Origin of the sequence: Amycolatopsis bullii (assembly GCF_014654205.1) — a bacterium.
GTDB lineage: Bacteria > Actinomycetota > Actinomycetes > Mycobacteriales > Pseudonocardiaceae > Amycolatopsis > Amycolatopsis plumensis.
In genome coordinates this window covers 140,292-157,669 of sequence record NZ_BNAW01000015.1, presented here as the reverse complement: position 1 = coordinate 157,669, position 17,378 = coordinate 140,292, and the positions used below count along the sequence as shown (strand labels likewise).

Here is a 17,378-nt window from a genome sequence, read left to right as displayed (position 1 = left end):
CCTCCCGTCCTTCGCAGCTCAACCCCGTGGACGACCCGCCAGCATCTCCATAAACAGCGACCGAGCGCAGATCTCAATCAGCGGCCAGGGCGTCCAGAATGACGGAGCGGCCACTCCTCGGAAGCCACCTCGAAGGCAAGAAACCATCAGCCACACCCCATCGCCCTGGGCATCCAGGACACCCCGTCCTGAACACCGACAATCTTATGGAGGAAACCATGACGACCACGCACACACTGGAAACACCCGAAGCCGACATCGTCTACGACGTGCACGGCCCGGCGCCCGCCGAGAGCCCGCGGCCACCGCTGGTGATGCTCGGGCAGCCGATGACCGCCGAGGGGTTCGGCACACTGGCGTCGCACTTCGCCGACCGCACCGTCGTCACCTACGACCCGCGCGGGCTCGGGCGCAGCGTCCGCAAGGACGGCCGGGTCGACCACGTGCCCGCCGTGCAGGCCGAGGACGTCCACGCCGTCATCCGGGCGCTCGGGGCCGGTCCCGTCGACGTGTTCGGGAGCAGCGGGGGTGCGGTCGCCGGGTTCGCGCTGGTCACGGCGCACCCGGAGGCCGTCCGCACCTTCGTCGCCCACGAGCCGCCGCTCAACGGTTCGCTTCCGGACGCCGCCGCGGCGGAGCGGGCCGGCCGGCTGATGCGGGAGGCCTACCAGACCAAGGGCTTCGGTGCCGGCATGGCGGCGTTCATGGCGCTGGGGGCGTGGGAGGGCGAGTTCACCGACGCCTATTTCGCGCTCCCGCCGGCGGACCCGGCCCAGTTCGGACTGCCTGCCGAGGACGACGGTCGTCGTGACGACCCGGTGCTGAGCGAACGTTCCGTCGGGGTGACCGGCTACCGGCTCGACGTCGAAGCGCTCGCCGCGGCGCCGACTCGCATCGTCGTCGCCGTCGGTGAGGAAAGCCGGCAGGTGTTCACCGGGCGTGCCGCGATCGGCACGGCCGAGCTGCTCGGACAGGAAGCGACCGTGTTCCCGAGTCACCACGGCGGGTTCCTGGGCGGCGAGTTCGGTTACGCCGGCCAGCCGGAGGCCTTCGCCGAGAAACTCCGGGAGGTCCTCGAAGTCTGAGCCCGCACCTCTCCACCATCCGCCGGACTCAATCAAACGTCTAGTTGACAGAGTCGTCCGGTTGGTTGACGATGGCTGCGTCACGGTCGCCGCGGGGAGGAGAGGTCCGTCGTGGAAAAGCACGCGCTCAGGTGGTGGGCACTGGCGGTCGCGGTGCTCGCGGTGCTGGTGGACATGATCGACAACCAGATCGTCGCGGTGGCCTTGCCGACCATCCGGCGGGAGCTCGGCACCGGCGAGTCCGCGCTGCAGTGGATCTCGGCGGGGTACGCGCTGGGCTTCGCGCTCACGCTGATCACCGGCGGACGGCTGGGCGACCGCCACGGCACGAAGAAGCTGTTCGTGGCGGGCATGCTCGTGTTCACGGCCGCCTCGCTCGCCGCCGGGCTCGCCGGGCACGTCGGCGTGCTGATCGCCGCGCGGGTGGTGCAGGGCGTCGGGTCCGGGCTGATGGTGCCGCAGGTGCTGTCCTTCGTCCACGCGGAGTTCGACGAGCGGGAGCGGCCGAAGGCGATGACCTGGTACGCGGCCGCGTTCCCGGTGGGCGGGCTCGCCGGGCCGCTGCTGGGCGGCGCGCTGACCGAGGCCGACCTGTTCGGCACCGGCTGGCGGGCGATCTTCCTGGTGAACCTGCCCCTCGGCGTGCTCGCGCTGGCCGGTGCCCTGGTCACCATGCCGGGCCGGCCGGGGTTCGCCCGGCACCGGATGGACCCGGCCGGGCTGGCGTTGCTGACCGCCGCGCTGTTCGCGGTGTTCTACCCGCTGGTGCAGGGGCGCGAGCTGGGCTGGCCGGTGTGGTCGATGGTGCTGCTGGCCGCCGCTCTCCCGTTGTCCGGTGTGTTCGCGTGGCACCAGCGGCGCCTGTTCCGCCGCGGCGGGGAACCGTTGCTGCCGCCGGACCTGCTGCGGCAGATCGCCGGCAGCCAGGCCGTCCTGCTCTGCGTCAACACCGGGGTCGGCGTGTTCTTCGTCCTGACCCTGCACCTGCAGCTCGGGCTCGGCTTCTCGCCGTGGGAAGCGGCGTTGACGTTCGCGCCGTCGACGCTCGGCATCGTCGCAGGCAACGTCCTGGCCATGCGCCTGGCCCCGAAGCTCGGGCGGGTGTTCACCGCCGGCGCCGTCGCGGTGCTGCTGGCCGGGCTGGTGCTGATCGCGGTGCTGGTGTCCTCCTTGGACTCCGCGTTGAGCGGGTGGGCCCTGCTGCTGCCCGTGGTCGCCGTCGGGCTCGGCATGGGCGCGGTGCTGAACGCGCTGTTCGCCGCCTCGATGGCCGGGATCCGGCCGGAGCAGGCCGGCGCGGCCTCCGGCGTCGTGAACACCACCGTGCAGCTCGGGACGGCGACCGGGATCGCCTTGTGCGGCACGGTTTTCTTCGCCCGGCTGGACAGCGGATCCGCCGCCGCGACGGCGGGCGCGCTCGCGGTCGGCGCCGGTGTGCTCGTGGTCGCGCTCGCCCTGACGGCGGTTCACCCTTCTGTTCGGCAGAGTCAAGTGGTTGGTTGACGTATAGTCGCCGCGTGACCGCGTCGAAGCCCCGCCGTTCGCCGAAGCCCCAGGAGCGCCAACGCGATCCGGAGCGCACCCGCCGGCTGATCCTGGAGGCGGCGGGCGCGGAGTTCGCGGCGAAGGGCTACGCCGGCGCGCGCATCGCGGCGATCGCGGCGCGGGCCGGGGTGAACCAGCAGCTGATCTCGTACTACTTCGACGGCAAAGAAGGCCTATACCGCGCGATGTCGGACGAGTGGGGGCAGCGGCAGAGCGAGCTGATGGCCCCGGACCTCCCGCTGTCCGAACAGGTCCGGCGGATGGCCCTGGAAGCCCTCGCCAACCGCGACGGCGTCCGGCTGCTGGCCTGGTCGGGGCTGGAGTACGAGAGCCCGGAAACCGACCCGGACCACGCCCCCCGTGCGCAGCGCCTGGCGGGGACGGTGGAGCAGATCAAAGCGCTGAAGGCCGAGGGCCGCCTCCCGGACTGGGCCGACCCGGAGTGCCTGACGGTGCTCCTGATGGCGGCGGCCATGGCCCCGGTGACGCTGCCGCACGTGGTGGCCGGCCTGACCGGCGCAGAGGGCGACTCGCCCGACTTCGTCCGGCGGTACGCCGACCAGCTGGCCAGGCTGATCGAGCACCTGGGACCGTGACCGTCCTCAGTGCGTGACGGCCTCCGAGGTGGCGGTGGCGCCAGACCCGGCCGGCCCGGACCCGGGCGCACCGGACGGCGCGCCAAGCGCCAACCCGGCAACCAGAGCGAGCACGACGACGAACAGCGCCACCCGGACAAGGGCGGCAAGGGAACAGACGACCATCATGGCAGGCTCCTCGGAATTCCCCGTTGAACGGGATTCGCTTGGCCTCGCGGACTTCCGCGAGATTCGGTCTGCTTCGATGGTGCGCGCCGGAACCGGGCGGCAACAGCCGTTTCCCGTTGCCGGGAACGGCTTTCCCCGGGGAAACCCGGCCGGGCCGGATCCGCGGCCTGCGCGGTGCTACGGCGTGGGCCGGCAGCCCGCTTCTTGAGCCACCGGCCACCGCCTCCCTCCGAGCCGGAGCGAGCAGCGAACAGCGAGCAGCCGGCTGTCCGCTCCGTGCTCCCCTCGCCGTGACCGCCACCGTCCACGATGCCGTATCCGGCGGGGGTGCGACACGACAAAAACACGACACTTCGCGTCCGGCCCGAAGCCTCCGAAACCCACTCGGCGGCACGTCCGGACCGGCTGATCAGCGGTGTCCGTGCCATCATCGGGCATGGTCACCAGTGAACCCGAGCTCAACAGCGGGGTGCTGCCCGGGAACGTGCGCGCCGACGACTGGATCATGCTCGTGCTCGCCGCCGGGTCGGTCGGGTTGCTGGGGTTCATGGTGCTCAGCCCGCCGGCGCGGGACGTCGGGCTCGTCCTCTTCGCCGTCGACTGCGGGATCTGCGGGATCTTCCTGCTCGAGTTCCTGTGGCGGTGGCGGAAACGGCGGTGGGCCCGGAAGTTCCTCGTGCGCAACTGGTACGAGCTGTTCGCCATGATCCCGGTCGCGCACCCGGCGATGACCGCGCACAAGTTCGTCAGTGTCGTGCTGCTGCTCGTGCGGATCGGGCGGGCCGCAGACCGGGCCGTCGGCGAGCAGTTCACCTACCGGCTCGTCGACAAGCTCTCCGAGCCGATCGTGAAGGCGATCAAGAAACCGGTGACCATCGCGGTGCTCGACGAGGTCGTCAAGGTGCTGGAAACCGGCAACTACCCGGAGAACCTGGCCAAGTCGCTCGGGGCGCACAAGGACGAGCTGCGCTCGATCATCGCCGAAAAGATCGCCGCGGACCCGCAGCTCGGGAAGCTCAAGCGGCTGCCGTTCCACGACGAAATCGTGCGCGCCTGTGTCGACACCTCGTTCCGCGTGCTCCTGGAGGTCCTCCTCGATCCGCGGATCGACGACTTCTTCTCCGCCGTCGTCCGCGAGAACCGCGAGCAGATCCGGCTGGCCGTGCAGCTCGGGCTCAACGAAGTCGACGACGAAGCCGGGGAAAAGGTCCTGCCGGTGCGCACCCAGCGCACGGCCGCGCACGAGTACGACCGGCTGCATCCGGGTTCACGCCCGTAGGTACTCGCTCAGGCGGGCGGCCGCGTCGAGCATCGCCAGGCCGCGGGCGGTCAGCCGGTCCTGCCAGGTTTCGAGCGCCTCGGCCAGGGAGTCCGTGCCGCCCGCGGTGCGGACCTGCGCGACCACCGTGGCGATGTGGGCGAGCGGGTAGCCGCCGCGGCGGAGCAGGTGGGCCAGTTCGGCGTCGCGGATGTCGGACGGCTGGAAGACCCGGTGGCCGGTCGCCCGGTTCCGCGCCGGCACCAGGATGCCCGCGCGTTCCCACGCCCGCACGGTCGCCGCGGTGACGCCGAGGTGGTGCGCGAGCTCGCCGATCGACCAGCCGGTCGCGGCCGGTTCGCCGACCGGCCCGGTCGTCAGCGGCCCGATCGCCTTCCGGACCGTGTTGAGGGTTTCGCGGTCCCGGAGCAGCTGCTCGTGGCCGCGGTCGACGAGCGTCAGCGCGCGGCCGAGGTCGTCTTCGTTGACCGCGTGCATGATCCCGCCCGCCGTCGCGTGCCCGTAGGCCGGGACCAGGGCGAGGAACGCCCGCAGTGCTGCGGCGTGCCTTTCCGTGTAAATCCGGTAGCCGCTCGGGGTGCGCGCGGCCGGCAGGAGGAAGCCGTCCTGTTCGTAGTTGCGGACCGCCTGCGTGGAGATGCCGTGCTCGCGGGCGAGGTCCGCAGGTCTCAACCGAGTCTTCAAGGATACGATTCAATCACATGGACATCACGGACTTCACCGCCGAACTGCTCGGGCTGGGCGAGCCCACCCACTTCGAGCCGGCCTGTGCGCGGCTCCGCAACGACCTCTTCGCCCGGCTCGCCGAGCACGGCTTCCGGTCGATCGCGCTGGAGACCGACCGGGTGGCCGCGCTCGACGGCGGCTTCTCGCACGACCTGGGCGAAGTGGACGCCAACCGGCAGCTGCTGAAGTGGCTGCGCGAGTACAACGAGACCGCCGAAGAACCGCTCGCCTTCCACGGCTTCGACGCCCCGACGGAGACCTTCAGCGCCCCCAGCCCGCGTACCTACCTCGAACACGTTCGCGACTACCTGGGCCTCGACGTCGACATCGCGGCCCTGACCGGCGACGACGAGCGGTGGAGCCGGTCCGAGGCGATCCTCGACCCGGCGCAGACACCCGGCGCGTCACCCGAGGCCCGCGAGCTGCGGGTGCTCGCCGACGACCTGCTCGTCGCCCTCCACGCCCGAGCGCCGCGGCTGGACGCTGACTGGTGGCGGGCCAAGACCCACGCCACCGCCGGACGCGGCCTGCTGCGCTACCACGCGGCATCGGCCGTGCCGGGCGACCGGGAAACGAGGATCGCGCGCCTGTCGGGCGTGCGCGCGGTCCTCATGGCCGAGAACCTCCTGGACATCCGCGCCATCGAGGCCCGCCGCGGTCCGACGTTGGTGTTCTCGCACAACGTCCACCTGCAGCGCACGGGGTCGGGCGCGGGCGCGATCGTCGGCGCCCTGCTCGGCGACCGGTACGCCTTCATCGCCGGCAGCCTCGGCCACAGCGAGGCGATCGGCGTCCGCGAGCCGGCTCCGGACACCTACGAGGGCCGTCTGCAGCGTGGCACGAAGACCTGGCGGCTGGCCGACGTCCCGGACGGCCGCAAGCGCACCGACACCAAGCCCGAACGCGGCTACTTCGGCCTCGACGCCGACCTGCTCGAAGGTGCCACAGCGGTGTGGCACCTCGCCTGAGGTGCGGCAGCCCCCGCACCGGGGCGGGTGCGGGGGCTGCCGGGTCCTCGGGTTACGGGTAGCTGACCACGTTGACCGGCACCGTGCCCGAAGGCGTGGTGCCGCCGGTGTCGTTGATGACGTGCGTGATCGTGCCGCGGTAGTTGAGCGACACCGTCAGCAGGCTGTGGAACCGGACGCCGCTGGTGTTCGGCACCTCGAACGCGTGGTAGCTGGACACCGCCGGGTTCGTGTCGAAGAAGCAGTAGCTGCCGAGACCCCACGCCTCATGGGACGTCACGTTCGCCCCGACCTTGTACGCGGCATACCCGGCGACACCCGAGGGCGCGTTCCACGACGCCTGGTCGGGCACGTCGTAGGGCATCTCGTTCTGGAAGAAGATCGTCCGGCCGCCCTGGCCGTTCCAGATCACCTGGTACTTCTGGTAGTGCTCGACGAACAGGCCGGTGGCCAGCACGTTCGCGCCGTTCACCACGAGCCCGGTGTCGGCCGTGTTCGTGGTCCAGCCGTAGGTGCCCGCGTTGCCGTGGTCGGCGCGCCACGCCCAGATGTGGTCGATGATCGTGTTGGCGCTGTTGACGATCAGGCTGTTGGTCGCCTTGCCGGCGATCGCGCCGCCGATCCGGAAGAACACGTCCTGGATCGTCGTCGGGTTCCCCGCGTGCGACGCCGACGAGCCGGACTGGCCGACCGTGAGCAGCGCCTGCGAGTTCGTCGTGCCCGCGTCGAAGAGCAGGCCCTTGAGCCGGACGCCGTCCACATCGGACACCTGCATCGCGTTGACGCCGTTGTCGGGCACCAGGGTCGGGTAGCCGATACCGAGGATCGTCGTGTTCGCGCGGGTCACGTTGAGCGTCTGGTTGAGGTGGTAGACGCCCGGCGTGAAGAACAGGTTGCAGCCCGCGGAAAGCGCGTTGTTGATCGACGCGGCCGTGTCGCCGGACTTGACGACGTAGAACTGGCTCATCGGCGCCGACGTGCCCGGGGTGCTGCCGTTCGCCCAGCTGGGGCCGGACGCGTTGGTGCGCAGGGACGGCAGGAACACGCGGTACTTGCCGGTGCCGTCGACGTAGAGGTAGGGCACGTCGCGGGAGACCGGGGTCGTGGCCAGGGTCGTCTCGGGCGGGTTCGGGAACGTGGTCGCCGGCGCACCGCTGGTGCCGGAGAAGACCATGTTCCAGACGCCGCCGTTCCAGCTGCCGAGCTGCGAGTCGCGCGTGTACCACTGCTGCTGCGAGACCGACGCGGCCTGGCCGGCCACCTTGGTGTCGGCGATGTAGCCGCCGCTGGCGAAGCCGTAGCTCGCCGGGTACAGCTGCAGCCCGCCGCGGACGTCCATCCGGCGGAACGGCGCGGCCTGCGCGACCGCCCAGCGCTCGTTGCCGCCGGAGGGGTTGACCGCCATGTTCTCCGCCGAGCGCCAGAAGTTCTGCAGCGCGACGCCGTTGTCGGAGGCGTTGAAGGCGTCGACGGTGACGTCACCGTTGATCAGGACGTCGCCCGGGTTCTGGCCGAGGCCGGCCACCGAGGTGTAGAAGCCGACGTTGTCGTGCACGTTGTTGTAGGTGCCCGGCTTGAACAGGTGCGCGACGCGCCGGTCCGCCATCTGCGCGGTCAGCGTGTCCTTCTGGTTGTTGAAGTCGGTGTCCAGCTGCGCCTGGATCGTCGCCGCGGACATGCCCGGGTCGAAGATCCGCACGTTCGGCCCGAAGTTCGGGGTGTCGGACTGCGTCGGGCAGCCGGCCTGGGTGCCGATCGTGTAGGTCGCGCTCGACACCGGGGACGTCGTCGACCCGGACTTGAGCGCGATCGCGTTGACCGTGCGGGAGTTCGGGACGCTGATCGGTCCACTGTAGAGCGTCGAGGACGCGGTGGGTGTCGAGCCGTCCACCGTGTACCGGATGGTCGCGCCCGCGGTGGCGCTGCTGATCGTCACCGTTTGCGCGCTCGAGTAGGTGCCTCCGGGCGGGCTGAACGTCGGCGCGGCGACCGTCGTCGTGCTGCCGCCGCCGACGGTGTAGCTGAAGTGCGGGGTGTCGTACTGCGGGCCGTTCTTTTCGTAGGTGAACCAGTAGTCGAGGACGTTTCCGCTGCTCAGACCGTTGACGGTGGTCCGCCAGGTGCCGGAGCCGTTGGTCATCCGGACGTTCTGCTGGCCGACGCCGGGAACGCCGGTGTAGTGGACGTCCACGTACAACGCGGGGGTCGTCGGGGTGAAGTTGATCTGCACCTGACTGGCGCTGGGCTGCGTGACGCTCTGGGTGTAGTCGTCCGCCGCCAGCGCGGCCGGGGCGCTGAGCCCGGCCGCCATGAGCACTGCCGAGGCGACGAGCGCGAGGCCCGGGCCGCGTCGTCGTAACTTGTCCAAGGTCCGGTTCACGCCGTGACACCTCCGCCGTTGGGGATCCACGCGCCATTTGTTGCGAGTCACAACAAAGTAGCTCCCGTTCAGCGGGCCCTCGATAACTTTTTGGTAACACTTGTCTGGACCAATGCGGCTACCCGGGCGTCCGCCGGACCGGCTCCCCGAGCGCCGCGGTCAGCTCCGCGCCGATCCGGGTGAGGAGGTCGCCGAAGACGCAGACGTCTCCTCCCACGGGTGGCCGAACGTGCCCAGGCGGAGATCCCGGGTCAGGTGGAGGTGGTAGTCGCCGTCCGGGAAGACGGCACCGGGCCAGCGCGGTCCGGCGCCGTCGGCCCGCGCGGGGTCGAAGCGGTAGCCGACGTGCTGCCAGTCGAGCCAGTACAGCGCCTCGCCCGGTTCGACGGACTCGCGGAGTCCCTTGTGGACGATGTCGGACAGCGCGTCCAGCTGCGGGTCGTCGAGGTCACCGACGTGCCAGGTCGCCGAGCCGGGCGGTTCGGTGATGCCGGGGAACTCCCGGATGTCCGGCCGGAAGGCGAACCGCTGCTCGAAGCGCGACCAGATCTCGTCGTGTTCGGGTGTGGCGAAGAGGGCCTGCACGGGGCGGGTGCGCGCCGGTTCGCCGGGCGAGGTCAGGTGGTGGCGGGCGACCGTGGTGATCGGGCGCAGCCCGGCCGCCTCGAAGGCGGCTTGCAGGTCGCCGGTGGCCTCGACGAGCAAGAACCGCACGTCCGGGTGGCGCCAAAATGCCGGTGGGCCACCTCGCCGTGCGTGCCGTAGTGGGTCCGGACGACCGGGCCGTCCCGCTCGATCACCGCGCCGATCGGCGGCACCGCCGGGACCCAGCCGCGCAGTTGGTTCAGTCCCTCTTCCACGACGCCGATCCTCCCCGGTCGGGTGACGTTCGCGCAGCGCATTTTCGCCGGTCAGCGCGGGGGGTAAGGATGTCGGCATGCTGGACACCGAAGTCCTGGCGCGGACGGCCCCGCGCGCGCTCGACGTCGTCACCCCGCTCGGCGCCGTGCGGTTCGCGGCCCGCGTCGGGGGCTGGGACGTGCCCGCGAGACCGGAGCTCACCTGGGACCTCGACTCCGGTGCGCGGCTGTGCCGGTGGCGGTCCGACTCCGCGCGGCTCGACGTGCTGAGCGGGCGCACCGCGTCCGGACCGCCCGGGATCGCCCGCGAAGTCACCATCTTCCGGGTGCTGGCGCGCGAGGACGTCGGCGAGTTCGTCGTCGAAGCCGAGCTGACCGGCGCGCCGCGCGAAGACCGCACCTGGGAAAGCGCCTTCACCGCCGAGACCGCCGACGCCGTGGTGAGCGTCGGCGGCCCCAGCGCCGACCGGCTGCGGCGGTGCTCGCGGGCCGGGCAGCACGTGCCCCCGTACTGGTCGCGGCTGGTCGGCGGGGACGCCGTCGAGCGGACCGGCGGCCGGCTCACCTGGCGGCTGCCCCGGGTCGACCGCGGCGACTACGCCGAGCTGTGGGTGACCGTCGCGTGGAGTGCGGCGGGCGGGGACCCGGGCCGCGCCGTCGACCTCGACGCGGGCCGGGTCATGCGGGAGCTAACCCAGTGAAATCCGGTCCAGATCCGGGGCCCCGCCGCGGTCGTTGCCGATCCGGATCGTATTGGCGCCCGCGGTCAGCGGCACCGGGACCGAAGTGGTGTACGGGGTGTTGTTCCCGACGCCGCTGACCTTGACCTCCGCCGGCGCGCCGCCGTTCACCGACACGAAGTACGACCGGTCGCCGTTGACGGTGAAGTCCAGGTACAGCGTGTACTGGCCGGCCGCGGGCACCGTCACGCCGGGGAACGTCACCGCCGCGCCCGGCCCGATGTTGCGCACCTTCTGCCCGCCCGAGCACGGCGAGCAGCCGGTGACGCCGGCGTCGCCGATGTCGTTCGCCGAGTCCTCCGCCTCCCGCATGAACACCCGGTCCGCGGGCCGCTGCTTCACCTGCACCGGCTTGCTGACGGACTTCGCGCGCCCGAGCGTCCGGAACGACGCCGTCACCGGGATGCTCACGTCCTGGGCCGCCGGCGCGGTCACCGTCCACGAGCCGCTCAGGACCTGGCCGAGCCCCAGCGTGGACGTCGTCGCGGGACTGCCCGTGACCGTCCAGCCCGGCGGGACCACCGGGGCCAGCGACACCTGGTCGATCGGGTCGTCGACGTCCAGCCGCAGCGACGCGTCGATCCGGATCGACTGCTGACCGGGCGAAACCCATTGGATGCCGGCGGGTTGCACGGTCAACGTCGTCTTCGGCGTGGACGACTCGGGCGGCATCGGCGCCACCGCGATCCGGTCGAGGTCCGCCGTTCCGGACACCTTGATCGTGTTCGCGCCGGCGTTGAGCGGCACCGGGATCGCCGCCGGTGCGGTGACCGGGATCGGCGCCGCGCCGTTGACGCTCACTTGGAGGGTGCCCGGCCCGGTGGTGTCCAGCTGCAGCCGGGACGGGCCGGTGGCCTGGACGTTCCGGAAGACGACCGCGCCGCGGTCGAGGCCGGTCACCGCGTTCGTGCCCGAGCAGGCCTCGCACCACACCGGCGTCGCCTTGCCCTCGAAGCCGTTGCGCCACGACTCCGCTTCCAGCGGCACCTCGCCGCGCGGGTCGGGGTAGCCGTAGGCGACGTCGATCTCGTCGAGCGCGAGCTGCCGGTAGAACGGCTTGGCCTGCGGCCCCGACCACGTGTTCAGCACCTCGAGCTGCAGGTACCGCGCGTGCACCTCGCCGACGTCGATGAACTGGACGCCGCGGCTGCTGGGCAGGGCGCCGGTGCGGACCGTGCGCCAGGTCTTGCCGTCGTCGCTGGCGTGGACGCGGTAGTCCTTGATCCGGGCGGAGTCCTCGGCGCGGCCGAAGGATTCCCGCGCGTACGTCGGCGAAGACTCGCGCTCGTGCACCGCGAGGTAGGCCGTCGACCGCTTCCGGCCGAGGTCCAGCGTCACGGACACCGGGAGCCGGCCGCCCGCGTCCCAGTAGTTCAGGTAGCTGCCGTCGACGAGGTTCGCGGCTGTTGCCGCGTTGGCCGACGCGGTCGCCTTGATCGTGCTCTTGTCGTAGAAGTACTGCTGCCCGGCGGTGTCCACTTTGAACACGGTGTCGTAGGCGTCCCAGTCCTGCATGTCCAGAATGGACAGATAGCCGCCGGACTGGGCGAACCGCATCGGCTTCCCGGTGCGCAGGTCCGACACGCCGGTGACGTGGTAGCCGTTGTCGCGCAGGCGGACCAGGTTCGTCGACGGCCGCGTGACGACGTGCACGTACTGTGTCTTGCCCTTGACGGTGATGACGCCGTGGGCGCCGTCGTTCCAGAACCCGGGCTGCATCCCGCCGTACAGGTAGCCGCCGCCCTCGGTGCCGGTCAGCGACTCCTTGATCGGCTGCGTCCAGGACGCCATGAAGTTGTTGAACGCCTCCTGCTGCGGCGGGAACCTGCCGTTGAGCATGGCGGTTTCGGCCATCAGCGACTTGATCGACGAGCCCGCGTTCGTGATGTACCGGCCGGTGGAGAGCCGGAAGTCGACGGCCTGGTCGCCACCGCTGTACCACCAGTCGCCGTTGGTCGGCAGTTTGTAGTCCGCCTCGGTGAGCCGCGGCAGCGGCGTGTAGATCGCCTGCGGGTAGTCGTAGGAGGGGGTCATGCCGGTCTTCTGCTCGTTGCTGACCGTGTCCATGATCGGCGTGTCCTCGTTGTTGTTGCTCAGCAACCAGGACGGCCGCTTCTCGCGGATGTGTTCGTAGAGCCCGTGCTGCTCCCAGTACTCGTTGTCGTTGTCGATCCAGAAGCCGGCGAGGTCCGCGTACCGGTCCATGACCTCGTCGAACAGGTCGTAGGAGAACTCGCCGAAGCCGGGCCGGGTCGTCAAGTCGACTTGGTGGCCCTTGTAGGCGGAGTAGGCGGCCGAGTCGAGCGATTCGTGGCCGGTCTCGTTGTGCCACTGGGGATCGTCGGTCAGGTAGAGCATGACCCGAACGCCCTTGGCCCGGCCCGCGGCGATCAGCTCGCCGAGGAAGTCGCGCTGCGTCGAGCAGCTGCCGGGGATCTTGGACGGCCACGGCCGTGCGTAGCCCAGCCGGCTGTGGAAGGTGGTGAGGACGACGTAGGACGCGCCCAGCTTCGTGGCTTCGTCGATCCAGTAGTCCGGTGTCCAGCCGCCGTCGGTGACGTCGCGCTCCCAGGCGGCGCAGTCGGTGTGCTGCGGCGCGGTGAACATGCCCCAGTGCAGGAACAGCCCGGCCGTCGAGGCCCGCAGCCAGTCCTGGCGTGGGTGGTACAGCTCGGCGTTCGCGGGACTGACCAGGCTCGCCACCAGCGCGACGGCGGCGGCGAGGCAGGCAAGCAGTCGGATTCTCAAGGGACCTCCTCGTCCGGAGAGATCCGATGATTAGTTCCTGATATATCGTACGTCAAGCGAAGATGCCGCTCATCGGCACACAGTCGTCTGATCTGTCACAAATCCGGGCCCGCGTTCGTCAGGGTGGTGATCGCACCGCGAAAGGACGAACCCGTGAACGAGGAGCTCCTGGCCCGCAGCTTCGAAACCCACCGCGACCACCTGCGCTCGGTCGCCTACCGGATGCTGGGTTCGCTGACCGAGGCCGAGGACGCCGTCCAGGAAACGTGGCTGAAGCTCAGCCGCAGGGACACGGCGGCCGTCGAGAACCTGGCCGGGTGGCTCACCACCGTCGTCGGGCGGGTCTGCCTCGACATGCTGCGCTCCCGGAAGGCCCGGCGCGAGGAGCCGTGGGAGTCGCTGGTGCCGGACCCGATCGTCAGCCGCGAGGACGACGGCCCCGAGCACGAGGCGCTGATGGCGGACTCGGTCGGCCTCGCGCTGCTGGTCGTGCTCGACACGCTCACCCCGGCCGAACGGCTCGCGTTCGTGCTGCGGGACATGTTCGGGCTGCCGTTCGAAGAGATCGCCTCGATCGTCGGCCGGTCCGAGGCGGCGACCCGGCAGCTCGCGAGCCGCGCCCGGCGGCGGGTGCAGGGTGCCCCGGTCGCCCCGGACCCGGATCTGGGCCGCCAGCGCGAAGTCGTCGACGCCTTCCTGGCGGCCGCCCGCGGTGGTGACTTCGACGCGCTCGTCTCGGTCCTGGACTCCGACGTCGTGCTGCGGGCCGACCACGGCGCGGCCCGGGGCGGCTCGACCGAAGTCCGCGGCGCGGCGGCGGTGGCGAACCAGGCACTGACGTTCTCCCGCCTCAACGCCGGCGGCGGCGTCGTGCACCGCGCACTGGTCAACGGCGCGGCAGGCGTGGTGGCCACCCGCGACGGCCGGCCGTCCTCGGTGCTGGGCTTCACGGTCGCGGGCGGCCGGATCGTCGAGATCGACATCCTCGCCGACCCGGACCGCTTGAGCCGGCTGGACCTCGCCGTCCTCGACTGACCCGTCGTGAGTGGTAAAGCGGGTTCTAACCCGCCTGAACACTCACGAGCGCGCCGTGCTCGTCGGTGATCAGGGCGATCTGGCCGGTGTCGTCGAAGTGCAGGTACCGGCGCCTGCCGTCCGCGTACTGCCGCACCGCGCCCGCCACCACGACCACCAGCTCGCCGTCCTCTATGGCGTAGTGGTCGTCCGGGGTCAGGACTTCGTGGATGTGCGCGCCGTTGGTGATCAGGGTGCGGACGCGGCGGCCGGTGTGGTCGTAGCTGTAGAGCGCGTTGACACCGTCGTTGCCGTGCACCCCGCGCAGCCGGCCGAACGCGTCCCGGATTTCGCTGCCGGACGGCGGTTCCGGGGACGGACCCGGCTCGAGTTCACGCAGCAGCCCGCCCGGTCCGGTGAGCACGTGCCGCCCGTCGGTGAAGTGCTCGCTGACGCCGTTCGCGTAGTGCACCGCGGTGCGGTGGCCGCGCACGTCGAAGTCGACGGCGTCGACGAACCCGGGCACGCTCACCAGCCTGGCGACCTCGTCGTACTGGTGGTGCACGGTCAGCCGCCCGTCGCCGGCGTCGGGGTAGGTCACCGCCGAGATCCGCCCGTCGGCGCGGCGGGTCACGTCGAGCCGGTACTCGACGGCGACGTGCGCCGGGCGCCAGCGCTTCTCCGCCGGCCGCCCCAGTGCGTCGTAGCCGAACTGGGTCACCCCGCATTCGTCGGCGACGCGCACCAGGCGCCCGCAGCTGTGCGGCCCCGCGCCGAGCGGGACCGGCAGCCCGCCGTCGTGGTGGGTGAACGTGGTGACCGGCGTGCCGCGCGGGTCGTCGACCAGCACCGCGACCACCCGGCCGACGGCGTCGCGGACCCGGAACACCGTGTGCCCGCCCGGGGTCCGCGACTCGACGACGTCTCCCGCCGCGTCCCGGACGTGCACGACACCGTCTTCCCCGCGCAGTTCCCGTCCGAGCAGGTCGCGCACCCCGCGTCCGGGGCCGTGGTCTTCGCGGACCGGAAGCGGGCGGCCCAGTGCGTCGTACCGGAATTCCTCGGGCGGCGGCAGCGGGTCGCCGTCCCGGAACGCCCGGCTGGTGCGGCACACCAGGCCCCGCGCGCAGTACTCGTGGTGCTCGTCGACGACGTCGCCGAGCAGTTCCGCGTGCCGCCGCTCCAGCAGCCGCCCGGCGCCGTCGCGCAGCTCGGCGCTCACCAGCACCTCCGCCTCGCCGGACACCGCCCGCTGCTCGGTGGTGACGCGGGTGCCGTCGTAGCGGTACCGGACGGTCGGCAGATCGGCCGAATCGCCCGGCCGCACGACCGTTTCCGGCCGGCCCAGCGGGTCGTGGGTCAGCGTGGTCACCGCGCCCGCCGGGTCGGTCACCTCGCACACCCGCGCCGTGCGGACGTCGTGGCGGGTGATCGTCACGTTGCCCAGCGGGTCCGTGGCCACCTCGGGGAAGCAGTGGTCGGCGGAGTACCGGACTTCGCGGGCGTGGCCGAGCGCGTCGGTGGTCGTGGTGCGCAGCCCGGCGACGGTGCCGAGCCGCCCGTGGAACGTCGTGACCCACCAGCCTTCTTCGCCGGGACGGCGGTGGTAGCCGTGGTACCGCAGGTCCGGCGGTGACGAGCCGTAGACGTCGGCGACGAGGGCGTCGGTGAGCACCAGCTCCTCCTGCGCGGTGCGGAAGCCGTGCGAACCGGCGCGGCCATCGGGCTCTTCGTCGTACCGGAAAATCTTGTCGGACAGCACTTTCCCGGTGCCGTCCAGCTCGCGGACCCGCGCCGGGAGCGCGGTGAACCGGTGTTCGGGATCGGCGGCGTAGCTGGTCCGGGTCTCGCGCACGACCGGCTCGCGCCCGGGCCGTTCGGTCGTCTCCACCTCCCGGGTCGGGTTCCCGGCCGAATCGAACGCCGTCTCCATCGTGGTGACCGAGACCGGCGTCTCCCGGCGTTCGAACACCGTCGTCACCGACTGCGTCCACTGTGGACGTCGGCGGTGCTCGACGCGGCGGTACGGCCGGTCCGCCGCCGGTGAGCCGTCGAGGCCGTAGGTCTCCTCCTTGGCCAGGTGCCCCTGATCGCCGAACCAGCGCACGGTCCGCAGGGTGGGCGCGTACTCGTCGCCGAGGTCGTCCTGGACCACGCGGCCGAAGCCGGGCGCCCGGCTGTCGTGGTACTCGAACTCCGTGACGCCCATGTGGCCGGTGGCCGATTCGCGCAGCGAGACCCGCCGGACCACCGGCACCGAGGCGACGGTCGCGTACTCGATCGCGGTCCGCAGGCCCAGCCCGTTGTCGATTTCGCACAGCCGTCCGGTGCGGGGCGGGTCTTCGAAGGAGTGGTACGGCACGGCGTCGAGCACGGACACCCCGCCGCCGGAGCGCGCCCGCGCGGTCAGCCGGCCCCGCCGCGGTGGCGGGGCGTCCACGGCGGCGTAGGCCAGCCGCACCACCGGAGCGGCGGTTTCGGCACCGTGGGCGTCGAAACCGGTGAGCGCCACCGACGTCAGCAGGGAGGCGCCGGTGACGTCGTCGGCGTCGTAGCCGAGGGTCCACCGCCGCACGAGCGGCCGCGCCGAGGTGGGCACCCGCAGGTCGATCCGCGCGCACCGCAGGGCGGTCGTGACGAGGGTGCCGTCGCGGCCCCGGCGCAGCACGTCCGGCCGCGGCTCGTAGCCGAACTCCACTTCGTACGGGCCGTAGGAGACGCGCGTGAGGTAGGCCTGGCCGCTGTGGTGCGCCCAGCCGAACGTCGTGGTGACGCCGAAGGCGTCCTCGGTCCGGTCGAGGTACCAGGTGGCGCCGTCGCCGGGGCCGAGGAAGTGCCGCAGGCCGGCGGGCGTGGTGAGCAGGAAGCCGTCACCACGGCGGACGAGCCGGCCCGCCGCACCGGAGGGCGCGTGATCGCCCGCCGTCCCGACGTGCGGCAGCGGGAGGGTGAACCCGCCGCCGAACGGGCCGTTCGGCGCGCCGGTCGCGTAGCGCAGCGCGAGCGCGGGCGCGCTGCCGCCGGGACCGGGCGGCAGGTCGAGTGGCACCGTGATGGAGCCGCCGCCGGTCGCCGGTTCCGGGGTGAAGGCCGCTTCGTGCGTGCTCGACCGGAGCACAACCATGGTGATCTCCCCGATGGATCCGTGACTTCCGGACGGCCAAGTGGGTGAGGCCGGGGCGCCAGATACGTCGTCACCCGTTTGCCGTCGCCGTTATGCATTCGTGACGTCGGTGTCGTATCCCAAGGGCGGCCCGCGGGTCTTTCCC

At 71.6% G+C, this 17,378-nt stretch carries 13 protein-coding genes; 7 read left to right on the top strand and 6 right to left on the bottom strand.

Going from position 1 to position 17,378, the window contains the following annotated elements; all coding sequences use genetic code 11:
- The first annotated feature begins 218 nt into the window (after positions 1 to 218).
- From IE317_RS19305 to IE317_RS19295, 3 genes are all read left to right on the top strand, one after another.
- Entirely contained in the window at positions 219 to 1,085 is an 867-nt protein-coding gene (locus IE317_RS19305) for an alpha/beta fold hydrolase (RefSeq protein WP_191311985.1), read from the top strand.
- 111 nt (positions 1,086 to 1,196) lie between these two features.
- The gene (locus IE317_RS19300; RefSeq protein ID WP_191311982.1) at positions 1,197 to 2,588 is read left to right on the top strand and encodes an MFS transporter; all 1,392 of its coding nucleotides are present in this window, start codon (positions 1,197 to 1,199) and stop codon (positions 2,586 to 2,588) included.
- A 14-nt stretch (positions 2,589 to 2,602) separates the two neighbouring features.
- On the top strand, positions 2,603 to 3,226 hold the full coding sequence (locus IE317_RS19295; protein WP_191311980.1) for a TetR/AcrR family transcriptional regulator: 624 nt from the start codon (positions 2,603 to 2,605) through the stop codon (positions 3,224 to 3,226).
- Positions 3,227 to 3,232: 6 nt separating this feature from the next.
- On the opposite strand, the gene IE317_RS19290 is transcribed toward IE317_RS19295, so the two are convergent.
- On the bottom strand, positions 3,233 to 3,394 hold the full coding sequence (locus IE317_RS19290; RefSeq protein WP_191311978.1) for a hypothetical protein: 162 nt from the start codon (positions 3,392 to 3,394) through the stop codon (positions 3,233 to 3,235).
- Positions 3,395 to 3,830: 436 nt separating this feature from the next.
- Here IE317_RS19290 and IE317_RS19285 point away from each other — a divergent pair, with 436 nt between their 5' ends.
- Positions 3,831 to 4,673, top strand: coding sequence for an ion transporter (locus IE317_RS19285; RefSeq protein ID WP_191311976.1), 843 nt, complete (start codon positions 3,831 to 3,833; stop codon positions 4,671 to 4,673).
- On the opposite strand, the gene IE317_RS19280 is transcribed toward IE317_RS19285, so the two are convergent.
- Positions 4,662 to 5,357 (bottom strand): TioE family transcriptional regulator, encoded by a 696-nt coding sequence (locus IE317_RS19280; RefSeq protein WP_229902794.1) that lies wholly within the window; start codon positions 5,355 to 5,357, stop codon positions 4,662 to 4,664. The genes IE317_RS19285 and IE317_RS19280 overlap by 12 nt on opposite strands.
- A 17-nt stretch (positions 5,358 to 5,374) precedes the next feature.
- Between IE317_RS19280 and IE317_RS19275 the strand changes: the two genes are divergently transcribed.
- A complete protein-coding gene (locus IE317_RS19275) occupies positions 5,375 to 6,367 on the top strand; it encodes an erythromycin esterase family protein (protein ID WP_191311974.1) in 993 nt (330 codons plus the stop codon).
- A gap of 52 nt (positions 6,368 to 6,419) precedes the next feature.
- Here the strand turns inward: IE317_RS19275 and IE317_RS19270 are convergent, their stop codons facing one another.
- Entirely contained in the window at positions 6,420 to 8,747 is a 2,328-nt protein-coding gene (locus tag IE317_RS19270; RefSeq protein WP_191311972.1) for a chitobiase/beta-hexosaminidase C-terminal domain-containing protein, read from the bottom strand.
- Between the two features lie 159 nt (positions 8,748 to 8,906).
- Complete coding sequence (locus IE317_RS19265) at positions 8,907 to 9,461, bottom strand: DUF2716 domain-containing protein (protein ID WP_229902793.1); 555 nt, start codon at positions 9,459 to 9,461, stop codon at positions 8,907 to 8,909.
- Positions 9,462 to 9,684: 223 nt separating this feature from the next.
- On the opposite strand from IE317_RS19265, the gene IE317_RS19260 reads away from it, so the two are divergent.
- A complete protein-coding gene (locus IE317_RS19260) occupies positions 9,685 to 10,308 on the top strand; it encodes a hypothetical protein (protein WP_191311970.1) in 624 nt (207 codons plus the stop codon).
- Here IE317_RS19260 and IE317_RS19255 read toward each other — a convergent pair.
- Positions 10,297 to 13,095 (bottom strand): alpha-L-fucosidase, encoded by a 2,799-nt coding sequence (locus tag IE317_RS19255; protein ID WP_191311968.1) that lies wholly within the window; start codon positions 13,093 to 13,095, stop codon positions 10,297 to 10,299. The genes IE317_RS19260 and IE317_RS19255 overlap by 12 nt on opposite strands.
- A gap of 153 nt (positions 13,096 to 13,248) precedes the next feature.
- On the opposite strand from IE317_RS19255, the gene sigJ reads away from it, so the two are divergent.
- Positions 13,249 to 14,130 carry an RNA polymerase sigma factor SigJ gene (gene sigJ, locus IE317_RS19250; RefSeq protein WP_191311966.1) on the top strand — a complete coding sequence of 294 codons (882 nt, stop codon included), beginning with the start codon at positions 13,249 to 13,251 and terminating at the stop codon, positions 14,128 to 14,130.
- A 25-nt stretch (positions 14,131 to 14,155) separates the two neighbouring features.
- On the opposite strand, the gene IE317_RS19245 is transcribed toward sigJ, so the two are convergent.
- Complete coding sequence (locus tag IE317_RS19245) at positions 14,156 to 17,233, bottom strand: SpvB/TcaC N-terminal domain-containing protein (protein WP_191311964.1); 3,078 nt, start codon at positions 17,231 to 17,233, stop codon at positions 14,156 to 14,158.
- Between the last annotated feature and the right edge of the window lie 145 nt (positions 17,234 to 17,378).

Excerpts from the sequence above, each read along its gene's own strand:
- IE317_RS19305 (WP_191311985.1), top strand. The coding sequence starts at position 219 with ATGACGACCACGCACACACTGGAAACACCCGAAGCCGACATCGTCTAC.
- IE317_RS19290 (WP_191311978.1), bottom strand. The coding sequence starts at position 3,394 with ATGATGGTCGTCTGTTCCCTTGCCGCCCTTGTCCGGGTGGCGCTGTTC.
- IE317_RS19285 (WP_191311976.1), top strand. The coding sequence starts at position 3,831 with ATGGTCACCAGTGAACCCGAGCTCAACAGCGGGGTGCTGCCCGGGAAC.
- IE317_RS19275 (WP_191311974.1), top strand. The coding sequence starts at position 5,375 with ATGGACATCACGGACTTCACCGCCGAACTGCTCGGGCTGGGCGAGCCC.
- IE317_RS19260 (WP_191311970.1), top strand. The coding sequence starts at position 9,685 with ATGCTGGACACCGAAGTCCTGGCGCGGACGGCCCCGCGCGCGCTCGAC.
- IE317_RS19245 (WP_191311964.1), bottom strand. The coding sequence starts at position 17,233 with ATGGTTGTGCTCCGGTCGAGCACGCACGAAGCGGCCTTCACCCCGGAA.